This is a genomic window from Metabacillus dongyingensis (assembly GCF_019933155.2).
Taxonomy (GTDB): domain Bacteria; phylum Bacillota; class Bacilli; order Bacillales; family Bacillaceae; genus Bacillus_P; species Bacillus_P dongyingensis.
This window is the reverse complement of the sequence record NZ_CP082944.1, coordinates 2,675,669-2,695,697: the sequence shown is the minus strand read 5'-3', so window position 1 is coordinate 2,695,697 and position 20,029 is coordinate 2,675,669. Positions and strand designations below refer to the sequence as shown.

Genomic DNA, 20,029 nt, shown 5'->3' with positions numbered 1-20,029 from the left:
TGTATATAGAAATTTCAATAAAAACATTCTATTTTATTAATTAAGTAGAAGAGGTGTCACAGTGAAACGTATTTTTGATTTTTTAATATCATTCATTCTTTTTATTCTAATTTTTCCAATTTTACTTACCATTGCAATTCTTATTAGAATTAAATTAGGTTCGCCAATATTTTTTATACAACAACGTCCTGGCTTACATGGAAAGCCTTTTTATTTCTATAAATTTAGAACCATGACAGATGAAAAAAATGATCAGGGTGAATTGTTACCTGATATATTTAGGTTAACTAATTTTGGTAAGTTTTTAAGAAAATATAGTTTAGATGAATTTCCTCAACTTATAAATGTCATAAAAGGCGATATTAGTTTAGTAGGTCCAAGACCATTATTAATGGAATATTTACCTTTATACTCAAAAGAACAATTAAAACGCCACCTTGTAAGACCTGGTATAACAGGGTGGGCACAAGTAAACGGAAGAAATAGTGTTACTTGGGAAACGAAATTCGAACTAGATGTTTGGTATGTCAATAATCGTTCATTCTTAATAGATATAAAGATACTATATTTAACTATAATCAAGGTAATAAAGTCACAAGATATTAATCAGGAAGGTTATGCAACTGTAGAAAAATTCAAGGGATCACAAATTAGCGAGCGTTCCTCATGAATATAGTGATTATTGGTGAAGGTGGGCATAGTAAAGTAGTAAAAGACATCATTCTTTCCATTGGAAAATTTAATATTTTGGCATTCTTAGATGATAAATATGATCAAATGTTAATATCTGATCATATTTTTTATGGTCCAATATCCGCTTACAAATACTTAATCAAAAATTATATGGATATTAAATTCATAATAGCGATAGGAAATAATGAAATAAGAAAAAAAATCACAACACAACTGGATGTTGATGATGATTTTTATACTTCCTTTATTCATCCTTCAGCTATTGTGAGTTCAAGTGTAAAGCTTGGAATAGGTACCGTCGTAATGGCAAATGCAGTTATTAATGCTGAATCAAATATTGGTGATCATGTCATCATTAACACAGGAGCAATAATAGAGCATGAAAATCAAATAGGAAAATTCTCTCATGTTTCTCCTAGAGGAACTTTAACTGGTAATGTGAAAATTGGTGAAGGAGTTCATATCGGAGCGGGAGCTACTATAATTCCAAATGTTTTTATCGGTGAGTGGTCTGTCATTGGGGCAGGTGCAACAGTTGTGAAGTCCATTCCCTCATATAAAACTGCAATTGGAGTACCTGCGAAATATTAAAAACTCAGGAGGTGTACAATGATCCAAGATACTTTACAAAAAAGAATATACCTTTCTCCTCCACATATGAGTGGAAATGAAATGAAATATATTAATGACGCGTTTGAAACTAATTGGATTGCACCATTAGGCCCAAATGTAGATGCTTTCGAAAAAGAGATAGCAAAATATGTAGGAGTCAGTGAAGCTGTTGCCGTAAGTTCAGGTACTGCAGCTATTCATCTGGCTCTTTCTTTATTAGATGTACAAAAAGGAGATTATGTGTTTTGTTCCACTTTAACATTTGTAGCAAGTGCTAATCCAATTCTTTATCAAGGTGCAATCCCGGTTTTTATAGATTCTGAGCCGGAAACTTGGAATATGTCACCTCAAGCACTTAAAAGAGCATTAGTTGCATCATCGGTTGACGGAAAGTTGCCTAAAGCAGTAATTGTGGTAAATCTATATGGGCAAATTGCAAAAATGGATGAAATAATTTCCTTATGTAACCATTATAAAGTACCAATAATTGAAGATGCAGCTGAATCACTTGGCTCAATTTATAAAGGTAAGGCTAGTGGGTCATTTGGAAAGTTTGGGGTTTTTTCATTTAATGGAAACAAAATTATCACTACTTCTGGCGGGGGAATGCTTGTTTCTGATGATGTTGAAGCTATAAAAAAAGCTAGATTTTTGGCAACACAAGCAAAAGATCCTGCACCTCATTACGAACATAGTTCAATCGGGTTTAATTATAGAATGAGTAATATACTTGCTGGTATTGGAAGGGCGCAATTAGAAGTATTGGAAGAAAGAGTGCAAACAAGAAGGATTCTATTTGATAGATACAAAAAAGAATTAAGTTCAATACCAGGTATTCAATTTATGTCTGAATTAGAACAAACAGTATCTAATCGCTGGCTTTCGGTATTTACTATTAAAGGGAAAGAAACACTTCATTCAATACAATATATAATAAGTAGTCTTTCAGAAAAGAATATTGAAGCGCGTAATGTATGGAAACCGCTGCATAGGCAGCCTCTTTTTAAAGGAAATAAATATTTTCCACATAATGAAAATGATAGCATTTCTGATCGTTTATTTAAATTTGGGATTTGTTTACCATCTGGATCTAACATGTTAGAAGAAGAACAAGATAGAGTTATTAATTGTTTGAAAAAAGCATTGATGGAGACCATAATATGAGAAATAATCAAAGGATTCCCAAAATAATTCATTATTGTTGGTTTGGAGGAAATGAAAAACCACACTTTGTAAAGAAATGTTTAAAAAGCTGGCACGAAAGGTTACCTGGCTATGAAATTAAAGAGTGGAATGAACAAAACTTTGATATGCAAAGCAATACATATCTAAGAGAAGCATATGAATCGAAAAAGTTTGCTTTTGTAAGTGATTATGTGAGAGTCCATGTTTTATATCATTTTGGAGGTATATACTTAGACACTGATGTTGAAGTTTTTAAATCTTTCGATGATCTTTTACATCATGAATCGTTTTGGGGATTTGAGCAAGAAAATTATATTGCTACCAGTACAATAGGCACTGCTAAGAATAATCAGTTAATAAAGGTATTTCTGGATTCATACAGTGGTAAAAAGTTTAAAAATGAAGATGGAACATTCGATCAACTAACAAACGTTGCTATCGTTTCAAAACTATTAAAAAATAAGGGATTGATGTTAAATGGACACTATCAAGAATTAGAAGATTTAGGTGTGTTTTACCCTCAAACCTATTTTTCTCCATTTGATTATATAAATTACAGAAAGATTATTACAGAAAATACTTATGCAATGCATCATTTCTATAAAAGTTGGTTGCCTTTAAGAGTTAGATTAAAAAGTAATATAAAAAAACTAGTTGCAAATATCATCGGTGGAGAAAATATACTGAAATTGAGGAAATTATTATCATTATTATAAGGAGGAAAAACAATGAATTTAAACGTTGTGTATTCAAGCGATAATAACTATGCACAGCATGTAGGAGTATCTATGCTATCTCTATTTGAAAATAATAGAGATTTCAATAATATTAATATTTATCTTATTGATAATAACATTTTGTTAGATAATAAAAAAAAACTTATGGAAATTTGTGAAAATTATAAGAGAAATATTATATTTATTGATTTTAATAATGTTTCAAAAAAATTAAACCTAGATATAGGAAACTCAATTTCAATAAATTCTTACGCTAGATTGTTTATTCCGAGCCTTATTAATTTTAATATAGATAAAATTTTATATTTAGACTGCGACTCTATTGTTAATACTTGTTTAAAACAATTATGGAATATTGATATTAATGATTATTACGTTGCTGGTGTATGTGACACTGTAAGTAATTCTACTAAAACAAGAATTAACTTGGAAATAAATAAACCATATATTAATGCTGGTATGCTATTAATTAATTTAAAGAAATGGAAGGAAGATTTTGTTGAAAGAAAATTTATAGATTTTATAGCTTCATACAATGGTCAAGTATTTCATCATGATCAAGGAACGATCAACGGTGTGTTAAACGAAAATATCTTAATTTTACATCCAAAGTATAATGCTATGACTACTTTCTTTACTATGGCTAGAAATGAAATAATGCAATTCTACGGTTTAAAAGAATATTACAGTGAGTCCGAGCTAAATGAAGCGAAAGAAAATCCTGTATTCGTGCATTATACTCCTGCATTTGTAAATAGACCTTGGATTAAAGGCTGTAAACATCCTCTAGTATTTAAATATAAAAAATATTTAGATATGACTCCTTGGAGGGGTTCTTCTAATATCAAAGATAATAGAAGTATAATAGACAAAATAATTGCTTTTATATACAATAATCTTCCATTTAAAATGGCTAATGGCATATGCAATTTAATTTTAAAGTAAAAGGTTGGGTATAGGAGATGTTTTATGAAACGAAAAATTCTTATTAGTATGTATTCATTAAATATCGGCGGGGCAGAAAGAAGTCTAATTGGATTACTCGAAAGCATTAATTATAATAAGTTTGAAGTTGATTTATTCCTTTATCGACATGAGGGTGAATTCATAAAATTCTTACCGAATGAAGTTAACTTATTGCCCGAAATTAAGCAATATTCCACTTTCGAAAGACCAATTAAGGACATAATTCTAGAAGGGCATATCTATTTAGGTATGGCAAGGGTTTTAGCAAAGCTAAAAGCTAAAATCAAAAACAGAGGGGTAAAGAAAGATCAAAAAACATATAAACAAATGCAGTATGTTTGGCACTATTCCATGCTAATGTTGCCACATTTAAAAGAAGTATATGATGTTGGAATAAGTTTTCTTGGACCACATAATTTCATGGTACAAAAAGTATTTGCGAAAGTGAAATTAGGCTGGAATCATACAGATTATTTTACCACTGTAAACCCTGATATAAAAATGGATGAAAGAATTTGGCAAGGGTTAGATTGTATTGTGAATGTTTCCAAAGATTGTGAAGGATCTTTCCTAAAAGTATTTCCTAATCTATCTCATAAAACAACTTTTTTAGAAAATATTATTTCACCAACATTTGTAAAAGAACAATCAAAATTAAACAGTGGAAATGAAATGCCAAATGAAGATATTTTTAAAATTTGCTCAGTAGGCAGGTTTTCTAAAGCAAAAGGGTTCGATATGGCTGTATTAGCTTGTAAAAACCTAGTAGAATTAGGCATAAACATAAAATGGTATATAGTAGGATACGGTGGGGAAGAAGAAAATATTAGAAAGTTAGTAAAAAAATATAACTTAGAAGACAAATTCATCTTACTAGGTAAAAAAATAAATCCGTACCCATATATAAAACGATGTGATATTTATTGTCAACCTTCTAGGTATGAGGGTAAGGCTGTGACAGTAAGGGAAGCTCAAATACTTGGAAAACCAGTTCTTATTACTAATTATCCTACAGCTAAAAGCCAACTTGATAATGGATTTGATGGGGTTATTTGTGAATTATCTATTCAAGGTATAGTGGATGGGATTAGAAAATTATATATGGATTCAAAATTAAGGGATGAGCTATCAAAAAATTGTCTCAAAAATGATTACGGCAATATGGCAGAAGTAAATAAATTATATAATTTAATAGATCAATATGAAAAAAGTTTTGATAAGAAGGTGATAGTATGAAAATTTGTACTATAACATGTCACGATGTTTATAACCACGGTGCATCTTTACAGGCTTATGGTTTAATGACATATTTACAAAATTCTGGATATCAAACAGAAATTATTGATTACAAACCAGAATATTTAAGTAATCATTATAATTTATTGCATATTAGTAATCCAAAGTTTAATAAAAATATTATTACAAAATTAATTTACCTGACTATTAAACTACCAGGCAGAATTAATGGATTGAAAAGAAAAAAGAAATTTGATCTGTTTACTTCTAAATATTTGAATATTACAAAAAAAGATTTACTAGTAATGAAGAAATAAGAAAAGAATTACCTGTAGCGGACGCTTATATTTGTGGTAGTGATCAAATTTGGAATTGCTTACACTTAAATGGAAAAGATCCTGCGTTTTATTTAGACTTTGCTCCCAATAATAAAATTAAGTTTTCTTATGCAGCAAGTTTTGCAACTGACTCAATACCAGATAAATATAAGTCCTATATTAAGTCAAGAATTGAAGTCTTCGATGGTATTGGTATTAGAGAAAAAAGTGGTGTTGAGATAGTAAAGAAAATGGGTATAAAAAATGCTGTAAATGTTGTTGATCCAGTTTTCTTATTAAATGAAGAGGATTGGAATAAAGTTGGAATTAAAGAAATTCAAGATAAATATATACTTATTTATGATTTTGATAACAGTAAATTAATTAAGAAGATAGCAAAACAAATAAGTGAAGAAAGAGGTTATAAAATTTATTCGATAAATCAAAGTAGACTTAAATATGCTGATAAGTACTTTGTTTTTGAAGGCCCGGAAATGTTTGTTTCTCTTATAAAAAATGCACAATATGTAATATCAAATTCATTTCATGCAGCTGTTTTTTCTATAATTTACGAAAAGGATTTTGTTATTGTTAATAGAAAAGAAGATATAAATACAAGAATGAGAGATTTATTAGAAGATTTAAACCTTAATGAAAGATTAGTGGGTGAAACTTTTTCACTAAATAAGTTACTTGAAAAAATTGATTACACAGAAAGTAAAGAAATACTATTTAGAAAGATACATTTTTCTAAAAGCTATTTGAATGACATATTAACTAAAAACACAAAGGTGAAGAACATATTATGAGAAAGATTTTATTTGTAATTGATTCTTTAAATAGTGGAGGGGCCGAAAAAAGTCTAATATCACTGTTATCAATACTTAACTTTAAAAAGTTCAAAGTTGATTTACTAATGTTCAAACCTGAAGGTCTTTATTTACCGCTTTTACCAAAAGATGTTAATGTTTTATCCCCTTCAGAAATTTATAGTAGTCAAGCAAGAGGTATTAAAACCTTAATTAAAGGTGGTAATTTTAAAGAACTATTTATAAAAATAAAAACTTCTGTTTTCCTTAGAAATCCATATTTCAAAAAAAAATACCATACCTCTCAGATAAGTTGGAAATCTCACTCAAAAAGCATTTTTCAAATTGATCAAAGATACGATGTCGCTATTGCGTATAGTCAAGGGATTCCAACTTATTTCGTTGCAGAAAAAGTAAAAGCAGATAAAAAAGTATGCTGGATAAATACTGATTATAAAGTAGCTAAATATAACAAAAAATTTGATGAAAAATACTATGTACAATATGAAAATATTGTAGCTGTTTCTGATATTAATAAAAAGGTTTTTACAGATGAGATGCCCGCTTTAAAGGGGAAAACTTGCGTAATATATGACATCTTATCACCAAACTTAATAAAAACAATGGCTTTAGAGGAGGGAGGTTTTCAAGACAATTTCGACGGTTTAAGAATTTTAACAATTGGAAGATTAGTTGATCTTAAAGGCTTTGATTTAGCAATAGAAGCTTCCTATAGATTGAAAAAACAAGGATACAATTTTAAATGGTATGTAATAGGTGAAGGAAGTCTAAAATCTAAACTAAATAAAATGGTTAAAGAATTTAATCTAGAAGATACCTTTATATTCTTAGGCACCTACCAAAATCCTTACGTTTTTTTAAAGCAATGCGATATTTATGTACAACCATCTAGATTTGAAGGGTTTGGATTAGCGATAGCAGAGGCTAGAATTTTAGAAAAACCGATAGTAGCCACTAATTTTACCGTAGTTCACAATCAGCTTGTAGATGGTGAAAATGGATTGATTGTTAATATGAATTCAGAAGACATATCCAATGGAATAATAAATATAATTGAAGATAAATGCTTAAGAAATAAATTATATTTAAGATTAAAGTGTGAGAGTGTAGGCACGGAAAATGAAATTCTAAAAGTATACTCATTAATAGAATCATGATAAAAAAGAAGGTGTATTAAAATTAGGGAGAGAAAGGCAACAATAAATGTACTAGTTAATATTCTAACTGTTATATTAGGATTTTTACCTGCATTCATAGTTAGAAAGTCATTTCTGGATGAGCTAGGGAATGAATTTTTAGGTTTAAGTTCTCTCTATACTAATATAATTGGTATATTATCTATTGTTGAATTAGGTATTGGCACGGCTATAATTTATTCTCTATATAAACCTTTTGCTGATAATGATAGAAATAAAGTAAAAGGTTATTTAAATTATTTTTCAAAATTTTATAAAACCGTAGGAATTATTATTTTTATATTAGGGTTAATGATTATCCCGTTTTTGAATACATTTATTAAAAATGATATAGATATAAATGATGCAAGAATGTTTTTTTTACTATTAATAATTGATACAGTTATTGGATACTTTCTATCCTATAAACTATGTATTATTAATGTGGCACAAGAAGGCTATAAAATTTCAATTGCTGCCACGCTATCAAAACTGATGATATCAGGATTACAATATTTAATGCTAGAATTTTTTCCAAGCTACTATTTATACTTATTAATTCAGCTCACTATTAATTTTATTTATCTGGTATTAATGAATTATTATGTGAATAATAAATATAATTGGCTAAAAACAACTAATGGAGTTATTAATATTGAAGAAAAAAAATTGTTAACTAAAAATATTAAAGCTCTATTCCTGCACAAAATTGGTGGAGTTTTAGTAATGGGTACGGACAATATTATTATTTCTTACTATATAAGTTTGAGTATAGTAGGTATTATAAATAGTTATTTTATGGTTATAGGTGCTCTTCAAACAATTATTTCTTCAGCAATTTCTGGGGTAACTGCAAGTATTGGAAATTTATTGACCGAAGGTAAAACGGAAAATAGTTACAATGTCCATAAAAAATTATTTTTTATGAGTTTTTGGGTTGTATCATTTGTAACTATTTCTCTATCAAATACGATTTTACAATTTGTTCAATTATGGTTAGGAGAAGATCAAAAAATAGATAATTTCACTCTAAGCATAATATTAATTAATTTTTATTTTATTTTAATGAGAGGATCTGTAGAGAGATTTAAAGAAGGTGGAGGTATTTACTATCAAGATAGGTATGCACCACTATTTGAATTAACCATAAACCTTCTAGCATCTGTAACACTTGTTAATATAATAGGTTTACCTGGTGTATTTATTGGAACATTGCTAAGTAATTTACTTGTGATTTTTTGGGTTAAACCTAAAATGGTTTATAAATATGTGTTTAATAAGAAATTAAGTAAATATTTTTTAATGTATTTTAAATACTTATTTATTGGTATATTTCCATTAATTATTACTCACATAATTACCAGTTCTTTAAAAGAAATAATTAATATTTATGCATTTTTAGCTAATTGCTTTATTAATGTATTGATAATAAATTTATTTTATCTCCTTTTATTTAGAAAAAGTGATGAATTTTTATATTTTAAGAAGTTAACTATAGAAGTTTTAAATAGGATAAAGGTTTTTATTTGTAATAAAAAAACTAAAATCAATCTCACTATAAGATAATTGATTTTAGTTTTTATTTAATGTTATATATTATTTTTCTATAAATAAACATTAAAATTTTATATTAATATATACGGTATGATACTTGAATCTTGCTGATAGTCTTTAGTAAATTAACTAATATTAATGTTAGTACCGAAAACGGGTTTTGATAATTGAGAAGTAAATGTAACATTCTCTTTTAAAGTGAAATTATTAATAATATTATCATTAATAACAGCTGTTAATGGTGGTACTGTATTATTATTGTTACTGTCCCTTAGTGCACCAAACAAGTCTAATCTTGCATTTGTACCACTATCACAGTTGAAATAATTTCCATTTACAATTAACTGTTTCTCAGCATAAATAGTAAATCCTCTCAATAAGACTATTGCTCGAGGTATATTTATTACGTTATTTTGAAAAAATACTTTGTCAAAAAGTGTTAACCTTAAAAATTCCGACCTATCCAAGCCTGATACGGTAGAGTTTTTATCAATAAGGACTCTATTGTTCGTTATTACAGCAGTTGAATTAATTCCTTTCCCTTCTATTCTAAAATAAACATCCCGGACATTATTATTTGTCATAGAGAACTTATTAGCTTTAGCCCAAAAACCATAATAATTTGTTTTATCTTGCCTTCCCACAAAGGTGTTATTTTCTAGTATTAATTCATTAACTTCGTAAACTGATTCTCCTAAACTGACCTTTGTATTAAATGTATTGTTAACAAATACTAATTTATTTTTAGACCAATCGCCAGCATGAGCTTCACTTCTAAAGTAATACCATTTACAATTAACATTAAATTCACATGAATCAAAAATAAGTGACCCTTTTCTTAATAACCAAGACCATCCTTCATCTATTTTATTAAAATTAAATCTGCAATTTCTAAATTGAGTTGTTAAATAGTTATCTGACTGCAATATAAAATTCATATTATCAAAAATAGAATTTTCATAAATAGAATTCCCTGAAAGATAGGCTTGAGATTCTGAGAAATGATCATAGCGGAAAGCTACAAATGTTCCATCTCCTCCAGCAAGAGAACTGCCAGTACCCTGAGCTCCATTGTATTCATTATATTGCGAGATATAGTTTTCACCTCTAGCACCACCAAAACTAACTGTATTATTAAATTTGTTCATTTCTACAAGGACATTTCTTGCGCTAATAACCACAATATCACCGTTTTTATTATCATGAAAATAGTTGTTTCTAATTGTTATGTTTTGATTTAAATTGTAGCCATCTTCAAGGTCAATACCATATCCAGGAGCAGCGCCACCAATTCTTGAAATTTCGCAATTCTCAATGTTTATATATTGACCACCACCTACAATACCTAATGTTCTGCAATCATGAATAAAGCAATTAATTATGTTTACACCACTAGAAAAAGCATCTGAACGAATAGTGGTTGTGCTTGTACCTATTGTACTGATATCTTCCATATATGATAATTTAAATTTTGACGCACCTTCTGGAATAGAAGTTAAATAAAAAGGTTCAAAAGTTCTTCGATTAATTTTACCTAAAAAGAAATTTTTATTATCAAAGAAATAAGCTGAAACCATCTTTTTTGTTAAGTCAATACCATTACCATAATCACCATAACCATTACCACATATCATAAAATATCCTTGCTGCTGAATAAGGCTATTAGATAATTGATAGAACTTGTTACTCCTCACCCAGTTGTTGTTTGTAATAGGATTACCAGAGGCATCAAAGGTACCAGATTCTAATTCGGATAGATATACCCAATATGCGTGATGGTATTTTGATCCAACAGAGATTCCATATCCAGTAGTTTCTTTAATTTCAACACTATCAATTTTTATATTTTTACTATAGCCAATATTAATTCCTGTTCCCCATTCATGCGTACCCGGAATTGTTTGATAATCATGTGTACTCTTATCCCCCTCAATTATTCCACCAATAAGGGTAACATTTCTCTTGTTTTCAATATTTAAGATAAGATATTTTTGATATCCGTTAGTTTCTTTCTTTATTAAACATCCAAATAAATCCAAAGTAAAATCATTAACCAGTTCAATCTTATTATCTTTATCTATTAAGTATTGGCCACTTGGTAATTTGCAATGGTTAAAACCATTATCTTTAGCCCACAAAAGTGCACTATTAATACCTTTTGTTGAATTAATAGCATCTGTACCATTATTTTTAATACCCCAACGATCAAGTTCAATAACATAAATTGCGTCTGAATTTATCATAGTATTTTTCCTTCCCATTAATAATATAAACAGTTATTTATTACTATATTAAATTCAGTTATTTATCTAATTGCTTGGACGAAATGGTAAGAGTATAAAATTTTTATAATACTGATTGATTATAGATAATAAGAAGTGTAAAATAATATTTGTTCATTATTAAGAACTATCGTAGGTTGGATGATATAGATTTATTATCAGCTTTTTTATATTTATTATAAAAATCGTAATGCTCTAAACTAAAAATGTTCTTTATTGAGAATTCACCATTTTTTAATAGATAGGGAGTTGAAAGAAATGGCAATCTTAGTTACAGGCGGTTCAGGCTATATAGGGTCTCATACATGTGTTGAATTGTTGAACGCAGGATATGACATTATTATTATTGATAATTTATCTAATTCAAATAAAATCTCACTAAGCAGAATCAAAGAAATTACTGGAAAAGATTTTAAATTTTATTACTTAGATTTATTAGACAGAGATGCATTACAATCTGTTTTTATTGAAAATCATATTGAAGCTGTAATTCATTTAGCTGGGCTTAAAGCTGTAGGAGAATCAGTAGAAATGCCGCTGCATTATTATCACAACAATATTACAGGTTCTGTTATTCTATTTGAATTGATGGAAAAGTTCGGAGTAAGAAATCTGGTATTCAGTTCATCAGCAACCGTGTACGGTACGCAAGAACATGTTCCACTTACAGAGAAATTACCTCTTGCAGCAACCAATCCATATGGCAGAACCAAATTGATGATTGAGGAGATATTGAGAGATATATATGTGTCAAACAATAAATGGAGCATAGCACTCCTGCGGTACTTTAATCCTGTTGGTGCTCATCCAAGTGGCCAAATAGGTGAAGATCCAAATGGTATTCCAAATAATTTAGTTCCTTACATTACACAAGTTGCAATAGGAAAGAGGAAAGAGATAAACGTCTTTGGTAATGATTATGATACCCATGATGGAACAGGAATAAGAGATTTTATACATGTTGTTGATCTTGCAGCAGGTCATATAAAAGCCCTTGAAAAGGTAATGTCATCTGTAGGTGTAAGTGCCTATAATCTTGGAACTGGTAAAGGTTATAGTGTATTGGAAATGATCCACGCATTTGAAAAAGTAACAGGTAAGAATATACCATACAAAATAATTGACCGGAGACCAGGAGATATCGGAATTAGTTATGCGGATTCTACAAAAGCACAAAAGGAGTTAGATTGGGTTGCCAAAAAAGGAATTGAAGAAATGTGTTCTGATTCATGGCGTTGGCAGCTCAATAATCCAAACGGATATGAGGTAGAAAACAAAAAACAGATAGTGGTTTTAACATCGATGCCCGTTCCTGTTAAGTAGTTTATAAATACCATAAAATCACTGTAATAAAATGGTGAAATTTATTCCAAATAATTAGCTATAAAGTTATTGCTTTTAGTAAAAAAGTAATGTAATGTTCTTAATATAGAATGCAATTAGTTTATTCGTTCTTTAATGAGAAAGTATGTTACTAATGAAATGATCTGTAGGAGAGGGAAATATGAGTGCAATAGTTGGAGTTTATCATTTTGACGGTGAACCAATAAGAATTGAAGAATGTAAGAATGTAATGAAAACTATGCAAAAGTTTCCCGCAGATGATGTTCAGACATGGACTAATAGGAATTTATTTCTTGGCTGCCACGCACAATGGATCACACCTGAATCAGTTGGCGAAGTATTGCCTTACTATGATTATGAGTTGAAAATGGCCATTACTGCGGATGTCATTATCGACAACCGCGTGGAATTATTTGACAGATTACAGGTTGGTAAATTTTTGAGAAAAGATATTACCGATAGCAAGTTAATATTGCTTGCATATGAAAAATGGGGAGAAGAAGCCCCAAAGTATTTAGTTGGTGATTTTGCCTTTATGATCTGGGATGAAAAGCGTCAATTGCTCTTCGGTGCTAGAGACTTTTCAGGTACTAGAACCCTTTATTACTACAATGATGGTTCAAAATTTGCGTTTAGTACAATTATTGAACCACTTTTCTCCATCTCTAATATTAGTAAAAAACTAAATGATCAGTGGCTTGCCGAATTTATTGCAATACCTGTTACAACGGATTCCATTTCCACTGAGACGACTGTTTATAACAATATTAAGCAACTGCCGCCTTCACATACAATTAAAGTAGAAAATGGACGTATAAACATAAGGCAATATTCTAAATTTGATTATTCGGTTAAATTGAAATTGAAATCTAATGGAGAATATGAAGAAGCTTTTAAAGAAGTATTTAATACAGCAGTTGTTGATAGACTTCGGACTCATCGAAGTGTCGGTGCTCACCTAAGCGGAGGGCTAGATTCTGGCTCAGTTGTTAGCTTTGCTGCTAAAGCTTTGAAAGAGAAAAAGAAGAGATTACATACATTTAGCTATGTTCCAGTGGATGACTTTGTGGATTGGACACATAGATATAGAGTGGCTAATGAGAGGCCATTAATTGAATCGACGGTTAACTTTGTAGGTAACATTAATGATAAGTATTTAAGCTTTTCGGATACTAATCCATATTCTGAAATCGATGATTGGCTGCAAACTTTGGAGATGCCTTATAAGTTTTTTGAAAACTCTTTTTGGCTAAAAGGAATTTATGAGCAAGCAAGTAGTCAGGGAGTTGGATTACTGCTAAATGGCCAAAGAGGCAATTGGACGATTTCTTTTGGTCCAGCTTTGGATTACTATGGCCGCTTGTTAAGGCAATTCAAATTATCGAGCTTATATAAAGAAGTAAACTTATATAGTAAAAATATAGGTGTGAAAAAATCAAGAATTATGAAATTTGTAAGTAGGAAAGCGTTTCCTGAAATTGCAAGGCTTTCTAACTCGAAAAATCAAGAAAGTTTTCCTATTTGGATAAATCCTGAATTTGCATCTCGAACTAAAGTTTTTGAAAAACTGGAAGAGCAAGAAATCGATATAAGCGGAACTAATACGACTGATGCTTATCACATAAAAGATAATCAGTTTAAACAATTACATTTTTGGGGATTAAATGGGACCATCGGCACCAAATTATCATTAAGACATTCATTATGGGAGCGCGATCCTACAAACGATATAAGGGTAGTTCAATTTTGTCTATCTGTTCCAGATGAACAATTCGTCCAGAGTGGACTTGATCGGGCACTTGTCCGCAGAGCTACTAACGGACTATTGCCAGATGATATAAGACTTAATCAGAAATCCCGTGGTGTACAAGGGGCTGATGGAGTCTATAGAATGATAGGCTCTTGGAAAGTATTTATAGATGAACTCTACAACCTACTTAAAGATCCTAAACTTTCATCTTTTGTAAATAACGAACTATTGGCGAAGTACATTAAGAGAATTGAAACGGACTACACACCTAGGCTTATCTTTGAATTTGAATTTAGAATTTTAATGCGAAGTTTAATATTATATAGATTTTTAAATAAAATTGAAGGGAGGTGATTACATGAAATCTTGGCAAACACCAGAACTAGAAGTATTGGATGTAAGTTTGACAATGGCTGGACCAGGAATTAAAACACCAGACGCAGTTCAGCCTGATGTAGATGAGGTAGTCCATTATAGTTAATTATTTTAATAAATTTAAATCGTACCCTTATACTTTTATAGTATAAGGGTACTTACTGATAATCTTATCTACATGATTTTAATATAAATTCGGGGGATGTTTTCTTGAATAATGTTCGTTTGAATACACAGCTGTACCATGCTTTTGGATTTAATATACAGTCGGACATAGATTTGCTGGAACTGCCTCTCAATAATATAGAAGAGAATGAACCTCAAATCATAGTAGAAAAATCAGATTTAAGTTCGTTTTGGAGAGAACTATCAGTTGAAAACAAATCTTTTGTTATTAAAAAGGAAATTATTTTGTTCAAAATTCAAGCAGTTGGAATTTTTTCGGTGCAAAAAGGAAGAGAAATTCTCTATTCTCCTTTTGCTGATGCTGATGATGATCTAATTCGTCTTTACCTGCTTGGAACATGTATGGGTGCAATATTAATGCAAAGAAGAGTTTTACCATTGCATGGCAGTGCTGTCGCAATCGACGGTAAAGCATACGCCATTATAGGTGACTCAGGAGCAGGCAAATCAACTCTGGCTTCATCTTTAATAAATATGGGGTATCAGCTTATCAGTGATGATGTCATTCCCGTAACTCTAAATGAAGAAAAACTTCCCTTAATAACTCCGGCTTATCCTCAGCAAAAACTTTGGTTAGAAAGTCTAAATGAGTTTGGAATGGATGCAAATGGTTATAAACAGATTTTTAATAGAGAAACTAAATATGCAGTTCCAGTAAAAAATCAATTCGTTACTCAGAAGCTTCAGCTCTCGGGAATTTTTGAGTTAGTTAAAACAGACAATACAGAGATAATAGTAAAACCAATCCATAAACTAAACAGTCTTCATACTTTGTTTAAACATACATATCGTAATTTCTTTATTGCACAAATGGGTTTGACGGAATGGCATTTTAATACAACTGTAGCAATGGCTGAGAAAATCAATTTATACCAGCTTAGCAGGCCAACTAACCGTTTCACTGCACATGAACTGGCTGAAGAAATAATAAATGCTATCAAAGAGGAGGAAATTTTGTATGGTTAACGCACTAATGTCTTCGACAAATTTTATTGTAAGCCAAGGAGAAGGAAACATTGTAAGTGATATGAACGGGGAAAAAGTGATGCTCAGTATAAGTAATGGAAAATACTATAATCTAGGTGAAATGGGCGGTGTAATTTGGGATCTTATAGAAAGTCCTATAACCTTTAATCAATTAATCGAAAGTTTGCTATCACAATATCAAGTTGAAAGAGAAGAATGCCAGAAACAGGTTCTTACTTTTTTAGAGTCCTTAAATAAAGAAAAATTAATTAAATTAGAAAAAGATATTTAGTTTATTGTGCGATCTATTTTAAGTAAGGGATAGTGAGATCTTGAATAAATTAGTACTGCTTCATTCAATGGATATGAAGACTAAATTACTTTTGGCAGAATCTTTTTTTTACTTAGGACTTGGTCGATATCTTAAAAGCATACCTTTTTCAAAAGTAGCTCCTTCTTTAGGACACTATATGGAAGAGACAGCCTATGAAACTATTAATCTCAACAAAAAAACGATAGCCAGTGTTTCTCAAGCAATTAATATAATGAGCAAATATACATTTTGGGAAAGCCAATGTCTTGTAAAAGCTATTGCAGCAATGAAAATGCTGGAGAAGCGTAACATCGAAAGTACTTTATATTTGGGAACAGCAAGAGATGAGACAGGAGAGCTTGTAGCTCATGCTTGGCTGCGCAGTGGACCATATTTTGTCACGGGCTCAGAAGGTAAGGAGAAATATACGGTTGTAGGTAAATTTGCTAAGAAAATTGGAGGATTTGAAAATGAGACTTAATTTAGCAAAGGTGCCTAGAGAATTAAAGATCATTTTCGAACTTTTAAAGGATGAAAGTGTTGAAAACTTAGTCGAAAAAGGAAGGTATTTGTTTACTAAGATTGATTGGACTTTATTTTTAAAACTATGTACACATCATCGTGTTTATACAATGATTTATCCCCGTTTAAAACAGCTGCCTGAAGGCATGATCCCATCAAAAGTTATTCAATATCTGGCTGACAAATACAGGAATAATACATTCAAAATGCTTTTCTTAAGTGCAGAAATGGAGCAGCTGAGCAAGAAATTGACAGAAGACCAGATACGTGTTCTTTTTTTAAAAGGGCCAGTAATTGCCCTCGATTTATACGGAGATATTTCTCTCCGGACTTCTAGTGATCTGGACTTTCTCGTTCCATTTGAAAAACTTGAAAGAACAGAAGAACTTTTGAAAAGCCTTGGGTATGAAAAAGATGAATATATACAGTCTGTACTTGGCGATTGGAAGTGGAGACATCATCATTTTACTTATTTTCATCCTGTCAAAAAAACTAAAGCAGAAGTTCATTGGCGAATGAATCCTGGACCTGGCCCTGAACCTCATTTTGATGATCTATGGAAGGAAAGACGTAAAAGTGAACTGACAACTTCACCAATCTACTTTTTAGGAAAAGAAGATTTATTTTTGTTTCTCGTGTCGCACGGAGCAAGGCATGGATGGTCAAGATTAAGGTGGCTGACAGATATTCAGCATATGATGGGGCAGGATATAGACTGGAATAAATTACAGGTATTGCTAAAAAAGTACTATTTCATAAATCAGGGTTCACAGGCTTTGGTTTTAGCATCGGACTTGTTAAATGCAAAAGTTAATACCGATATGACACATATGGTGGAAAATAAAAAATCAAGAGGACTCGCTCAGGAGGCAATTTTTTATTTTGAAAGAATGGTTAACTTACATACTGATCCTGTGCCTGATGACATCTGTAAATATCATGCAAAACATTTATTTAGTTTAATGTCTCCAAAACAAAAAATACTCTTTCTACTAAGCTGTATTCATCCTTTGCCAGAAGACGCCGAAACACTCCCGTTGCCAAATCAGCTTCATTTTTTGTATTTCCCATTCCGCCCCTTTTTATGGGCATGGAGGAAAACGAAAAAAGAAACAAGATACCTTAGGGGGCAAAAATCTTGAATCTAATCTTGTATTTTCTGAAGCAAATACAATCTTATGCTGGGAAAAGACTATATATAAACTTATTAGGTACTGTGTTTATAAGTTTATTAGATGGTGTAGGTATTTTATTGCTTATTCCCATGATAAGCATTACTGGCATTATCGATTTTAATGTGGGGAATACCCCTTTTAACGAGATTTTCTCTTTTTTTGACCGTATTCCAAGCAGTGTCGGTCTGCCATTCATTCTATTAATTTTTGTTCTTATCGTGATCTTACAAAATTTTTTACATCGTCACATAACGATTCAGAACATAAAAATCCAGCATGGTTTTTTTCGCCACTTGCGAGTAAACACATATCATTCTTTGCTCCACGCGAACTGGGCTTTTTTTATAAAAAATAGAAAATCAGACTTAATCAATTTGTTAACAACCGAAGTTGCCCGTTCTAGCGCTGGAACGCATTCGCTGCTGCAGTTTTTGGCATTTCTTATTTTTACTGTTATTCAAATCGGTCTAGCCTTTTTTCTTTCTCCCAGTATAACGTTTTTCTTATTGCTTTGCGGGGCTCTTATTGTCTTTCTAAACAGGAAATTTTTAAAAATGTCACTAGCTTTAGGGAAAAAAAATTATTCTCTAGGGAAAGAATACCTTGCTGGTATTACCGATCAAATGAATGGTATTAAGGATATTAAAAGTAATACCCTTGAAAAATCCAAAATGAATTGGTTTCTAACCGTTACTAAAGGAATGCAAGATGAACAGATTGAATACACCACATTAAGGACCATGTCCCAACTCTATTACAAAGTGGCTTCTTCTATACTTATAGCTGTGTTTATTTACATTGCAGTAAACATGTTTCATGCACAGGCGGGGGAATTAATGCTGATCATTGTGATTTTTTCAAGGTTATGGCCAAGAGTTGCAGGTATTCAGAGTTCTTTAGAGCAAATTGCTACTATGCTTCCTTCATTCCATGCTGTGAAGAATCTACAAAATGAATCCAGAATAGCTGTTGAATTCAAAGAATTTGAGAACCTTTCAATTAGTCCTATTCAAATCAAGAAAGAAATTGAATGTAAAAATGTTTATTTCCGCTATTCTCAGAATTCAGATTCATATGCTTTAGAAGGTATAAATGTTGTTATTCCTTCAAATAAAATGACAGCGTTTGTCGGGAAATCTGGCGCAGGAAAAAGTACATTAATAGATATTTTAATGGGCTTAAATCTACCAGAAAAAGGTCAAGTTTTAATTGACGGCACACTTCTGACAAGTGAAAACCTTCTTTCAATGCGCAAAGCAGTTAGTTACGTGCCGCAAGATCCATTTTTATTCAATGCGAGTATCAAAGAAAACCTTCTAATGGTTGAATCTGAAGCTACGGATGAAGAAATATGGAAAGCATTAGAGTTCTCCTCAGCTGCTGAATTTGTTAAAAAACTGCCCAAGGGATTAGACACATTAGTTGGAGATAGGGGTATCCGTCTATCAGGTGGGGAGAGACAACGAATTGTCCTTGCGAGAGCAATATTACGAAAGCCATCCATTCTAGTTTTAGATGAAGCTACAAGTGCACTAGATACCGAAAATGAAGCAAATATTCAAAAAGCATTGGAAAGGCTTAAAGGAAGCATTACAATCATTGTTATAGCCCATCGACTGTCAACAATAAGAAACGCAGATCAGGTAATTGTCTTAGAACAAGGGAATGTCATTCAAAAAGGTGAGTTTGGTCAGCTGGCGAAAGACAAGAAAAATCTTTTTGGGAAATTATTAAACAATCAAAAAGATGCAAGTCTTTAAATAGTTGAAAGATAACGTTAAAAGCCACTATAAATCTTTCATAGTGGCTTT

At 30.9% G+C, this 20,029-nt stretch carries 19 protein-coding genes; 18 read left to right on the top strand and 1 reads right to left on the bottom strand.

The window, feature by feature from the left end:
- Window positions 1–61 precede the first annotated feature (61 nt).
- From K8L98_RS13380 to K8L98_RS13335, 10 genes are all read left to right on the top strand, one after another.
- Window positions 62–670 (top strand): sugar transferase, encoded by a 609-nt coding sequence (locus K8L98_RS13380; RefSeq protein WP_223435380.1) that lies wholly within the window; start codon window positions 62–64, stop codon window positions 668–670.
- Window positions 667–1,284: an acetyltransferase gene (locus K8L98_RS13375; RefSeq protein ID WP_223435379.1), complete on the top strand. Its 618-nt coding sequence runs from the start codon at window positions 667–669 to the stop codon at window positions 1,282–1,284. The genes K8L98_RS13380 and K8L98_RS13375 overlap by 4 nt, the downstream gene beginning before the upstream one ends.
- A gap of 18 nt (window positions 1,285–1,302) precedes the next feature.
- Entirely contained in the window at window positions 1,303–2,469 is a 1,167-nt protein-coding gene (locus tag K8L98_RS13370; RefSeq protein WP_223435378.1) for a DegT/DnrJ/EryC1/StrS family aminotransferase, read from the top strand.
- Window positions 2,466–3,206 (top strand): glycosyltransferase family 32 protein, encoded by a 741-nt coding sequence (locus K8L98_RS13365; RefSeq protein WP_223435377.1) that lies wholly within the window; start codon window positions 2,466–2,468, stop codon window positions 3,204–3,206. Before K8L98_RS13370 ends, K8L98_RS13365 begins: the two co-directional genes overlap by 4 nt.
- A gap of 12 nt (window positions 3,207–3,218) precedes the next feature.
- Window positions 3,219–4,172, top strand: a complete 954-nt coding sequence (locus tag K8L98_RS13360; RefSeq protein ID WP_223435376.1) for a glycosyltransferase family 8 protein — start codon at window positions 3,219–3,221, stop codon at window positions 4,170–4,172.
- 24 nt (window positions 4,173–4,196) lie between these two features.
- Window positions 4,197–5,429 carry a glycosyltransferase gene (locus tag K8L98_RS13355; protein WP_223435375.1) on the top strand — a complete coding sequence of 411 codons (1,233 nt, stop codon included), beginning with the start codon at window positions 4,197–4,199 and terminating at the stop codon, window positions 5,427–5,429.
- On the top strand, window positions 5,426–5,746 hold the full coding sequence (locus tag K8L98_RS13350; protein ID WP_223435373.1) for a glycosyltransferase family protein: 321 nt from the start codon (window positions 5,426–5,428) through the stop codon (window positions 5,744–5,746). The genes K8L98_RS13355 and K8L98_RS13350 overlap by 4 nt, the downstream gene beginning before the upstream one ends.
- The gene (locus K8L98_RS13345) at window positions 5,701–6,555 is read left to right on the top strand and encodes a polysaccharide pyruvyl transferase family protein (RefSeq protein WP_338037042.1); all 855 of its coding nucleotides are present in this window, start codon (window positions 5,701–5,703) and stop codon (window positions 6,553–6,555) included. Before K8L98_RS13350 ends, K8L98_RS13345 begins: the two co-directional genes overlap by 46 nt.
- Window positions 6,552–7,733, top strand: coding sequence for a glycosyltransferase (locus K8L98_RS13340; protein WP_338036972.1), 1,182 nt, complete (start codon window positions 6,552–6,554; stop codon window positions 7,731–7,733). The genes K8L98_RS13345 and K8L98_RS13340 overlap by 4 nt, the downstream gene beginning before the upstream one ends.
- 345 nt (window positions 7,734–8,078) lie before the next feature.
- On the top strand, window positions 8,079–9,317 hold the full coding sequence (locus K8L98_RS13335) for a lipopolysaccharide biosynthesis protein (RefSeq protein WP_223435371.1): 1,239 nt from the start codon (window positions 8,079–8,081) through the stop codon (window positions 9,315–9,317).
- Window positions 9,318–9,430: 113 nt separating this feature from the next.
- Here the strand turns inward: K8L98_RS13335 and K8L98_RS13330 are convergent, their stop codons facing one another.
- Entirely contained in the window at window positions 9,431–11,548 is a 2,118-nt protein-coding gene (locus tag K8L98_RS13330; protein WP_223435370.1) for a right-handed parallel beta-helix repeat-containing protein, read from the bottom strand.
- A 297-nt stretch (window positions 11,549–11,845) separates the two neighbouring features.
- On the opposite strand from K8L98_RS13330, the gene galE reads away from it, so the two are divergent.
- From galE to K8L98_RS13290, 8 genes are all read left to right on the top strand, one after another.
- A complete protein-coding gene (gene galE, locus K8L98_RS13325) occupies window positions 11,846–12,910 on the top strand; it encodes a UDP-glucose 4-epimerase GalE (protein ID WP_223435369.1) in 1,065 nt (354 codons plus the stop codon).
- Window positions 12,911–13,091: 181 nt separating this feature from the next.
- Window positions 13,092–15,035 carry an asparagine synthase-related protein gene (locus K8L98_RS13320; RefSeq protein ID WP_223435368.1) on the top strand — a complete coding sequence of 648 codons (1,944 nt, stop codon included), beginning with the start codon at window positions 13,092–13,094 and terminating at the stop codon, window positions 15,033–15,035.
- 4 nt (window positions 15,036–15,039) lie between these two features.
- Entirely contained in the window at window positions 15,040–15,162 is a 123-nt protein-coding gene (locus tag K8L98_RS13315; RefSeq protein ID WP_223435366.1) for a paeninodin family lasso peptide, read from the top strand.
- A gap of 104 nt (window positions 15,163–15,266) precedes the next feature.
- On the top strand, window positions 15,267–16,208 hold the full coding sequence (locus K8L98_RS13310) for a phosphoenolpyruvate carboxykinase (ATP) (RefSeq protein ID WP_223435365.1): 942 nt from the start codon (window positions 15,267–15,269) through the stop codon (window positions 16,206–16,208).
- Entirely contained in the window at window positions 16,201–16,500 is a 300-nt protein-coding gene (locus tag K8L98_RS13305; RefSeq protein ID WP_223435363.1) for a lasso peptide biosynthesis PqqD family chaperone, read from the top strand. The genes K8L98_RS13310 and K8L98_RS13305 overlap by 8 nt, the downstream gene beginning before the upstream one ends.
- A gap of 73 nt (window positions 16,501–16,573) precedes the next feature.
- On the top strand, window positions 16,574–17,002 hold the full coding sequence (locus K8L98_RS13300) for a lasso peptide biosynthesis B2 protein (protein WP_223443411.1): 429 nt from the start codon (window positions 16,574–16,576) through the stop codon (window positions 17,000–17,002).
- Complete coding sequence (locus K8L98_RS13295) at window positions 16,992–18,185, top strand: nucleotidyltransferase domain-containing protein (RefSeq protein WP_223435362.1); 1,194 nt, start codon at window positions 16,992–16,994, stop codon at window positions 18,183–18,185. The genes K8L98_RS13300 and K8L98_RS13295 overlap by 11 nt, the downstream gene beginning before the upstream one ends.
- A complete protein-coding gene (locus K8L98_RS13290) occupies window positions 18,182–19,978 on the top strand; it encodes an ABC transporter ATP-binding protein (RefSeq protein WP_223435361.1) in 1,797 nt (598 codons plus the stop codon). The genes K8L98_RS13295 and K8L98_RS13290 overlap by 4 nt, the downstream gene beginning before the upstream one ends.
- Window positions 19,979–20,029 lie beyond the last annotated feature (51 nt).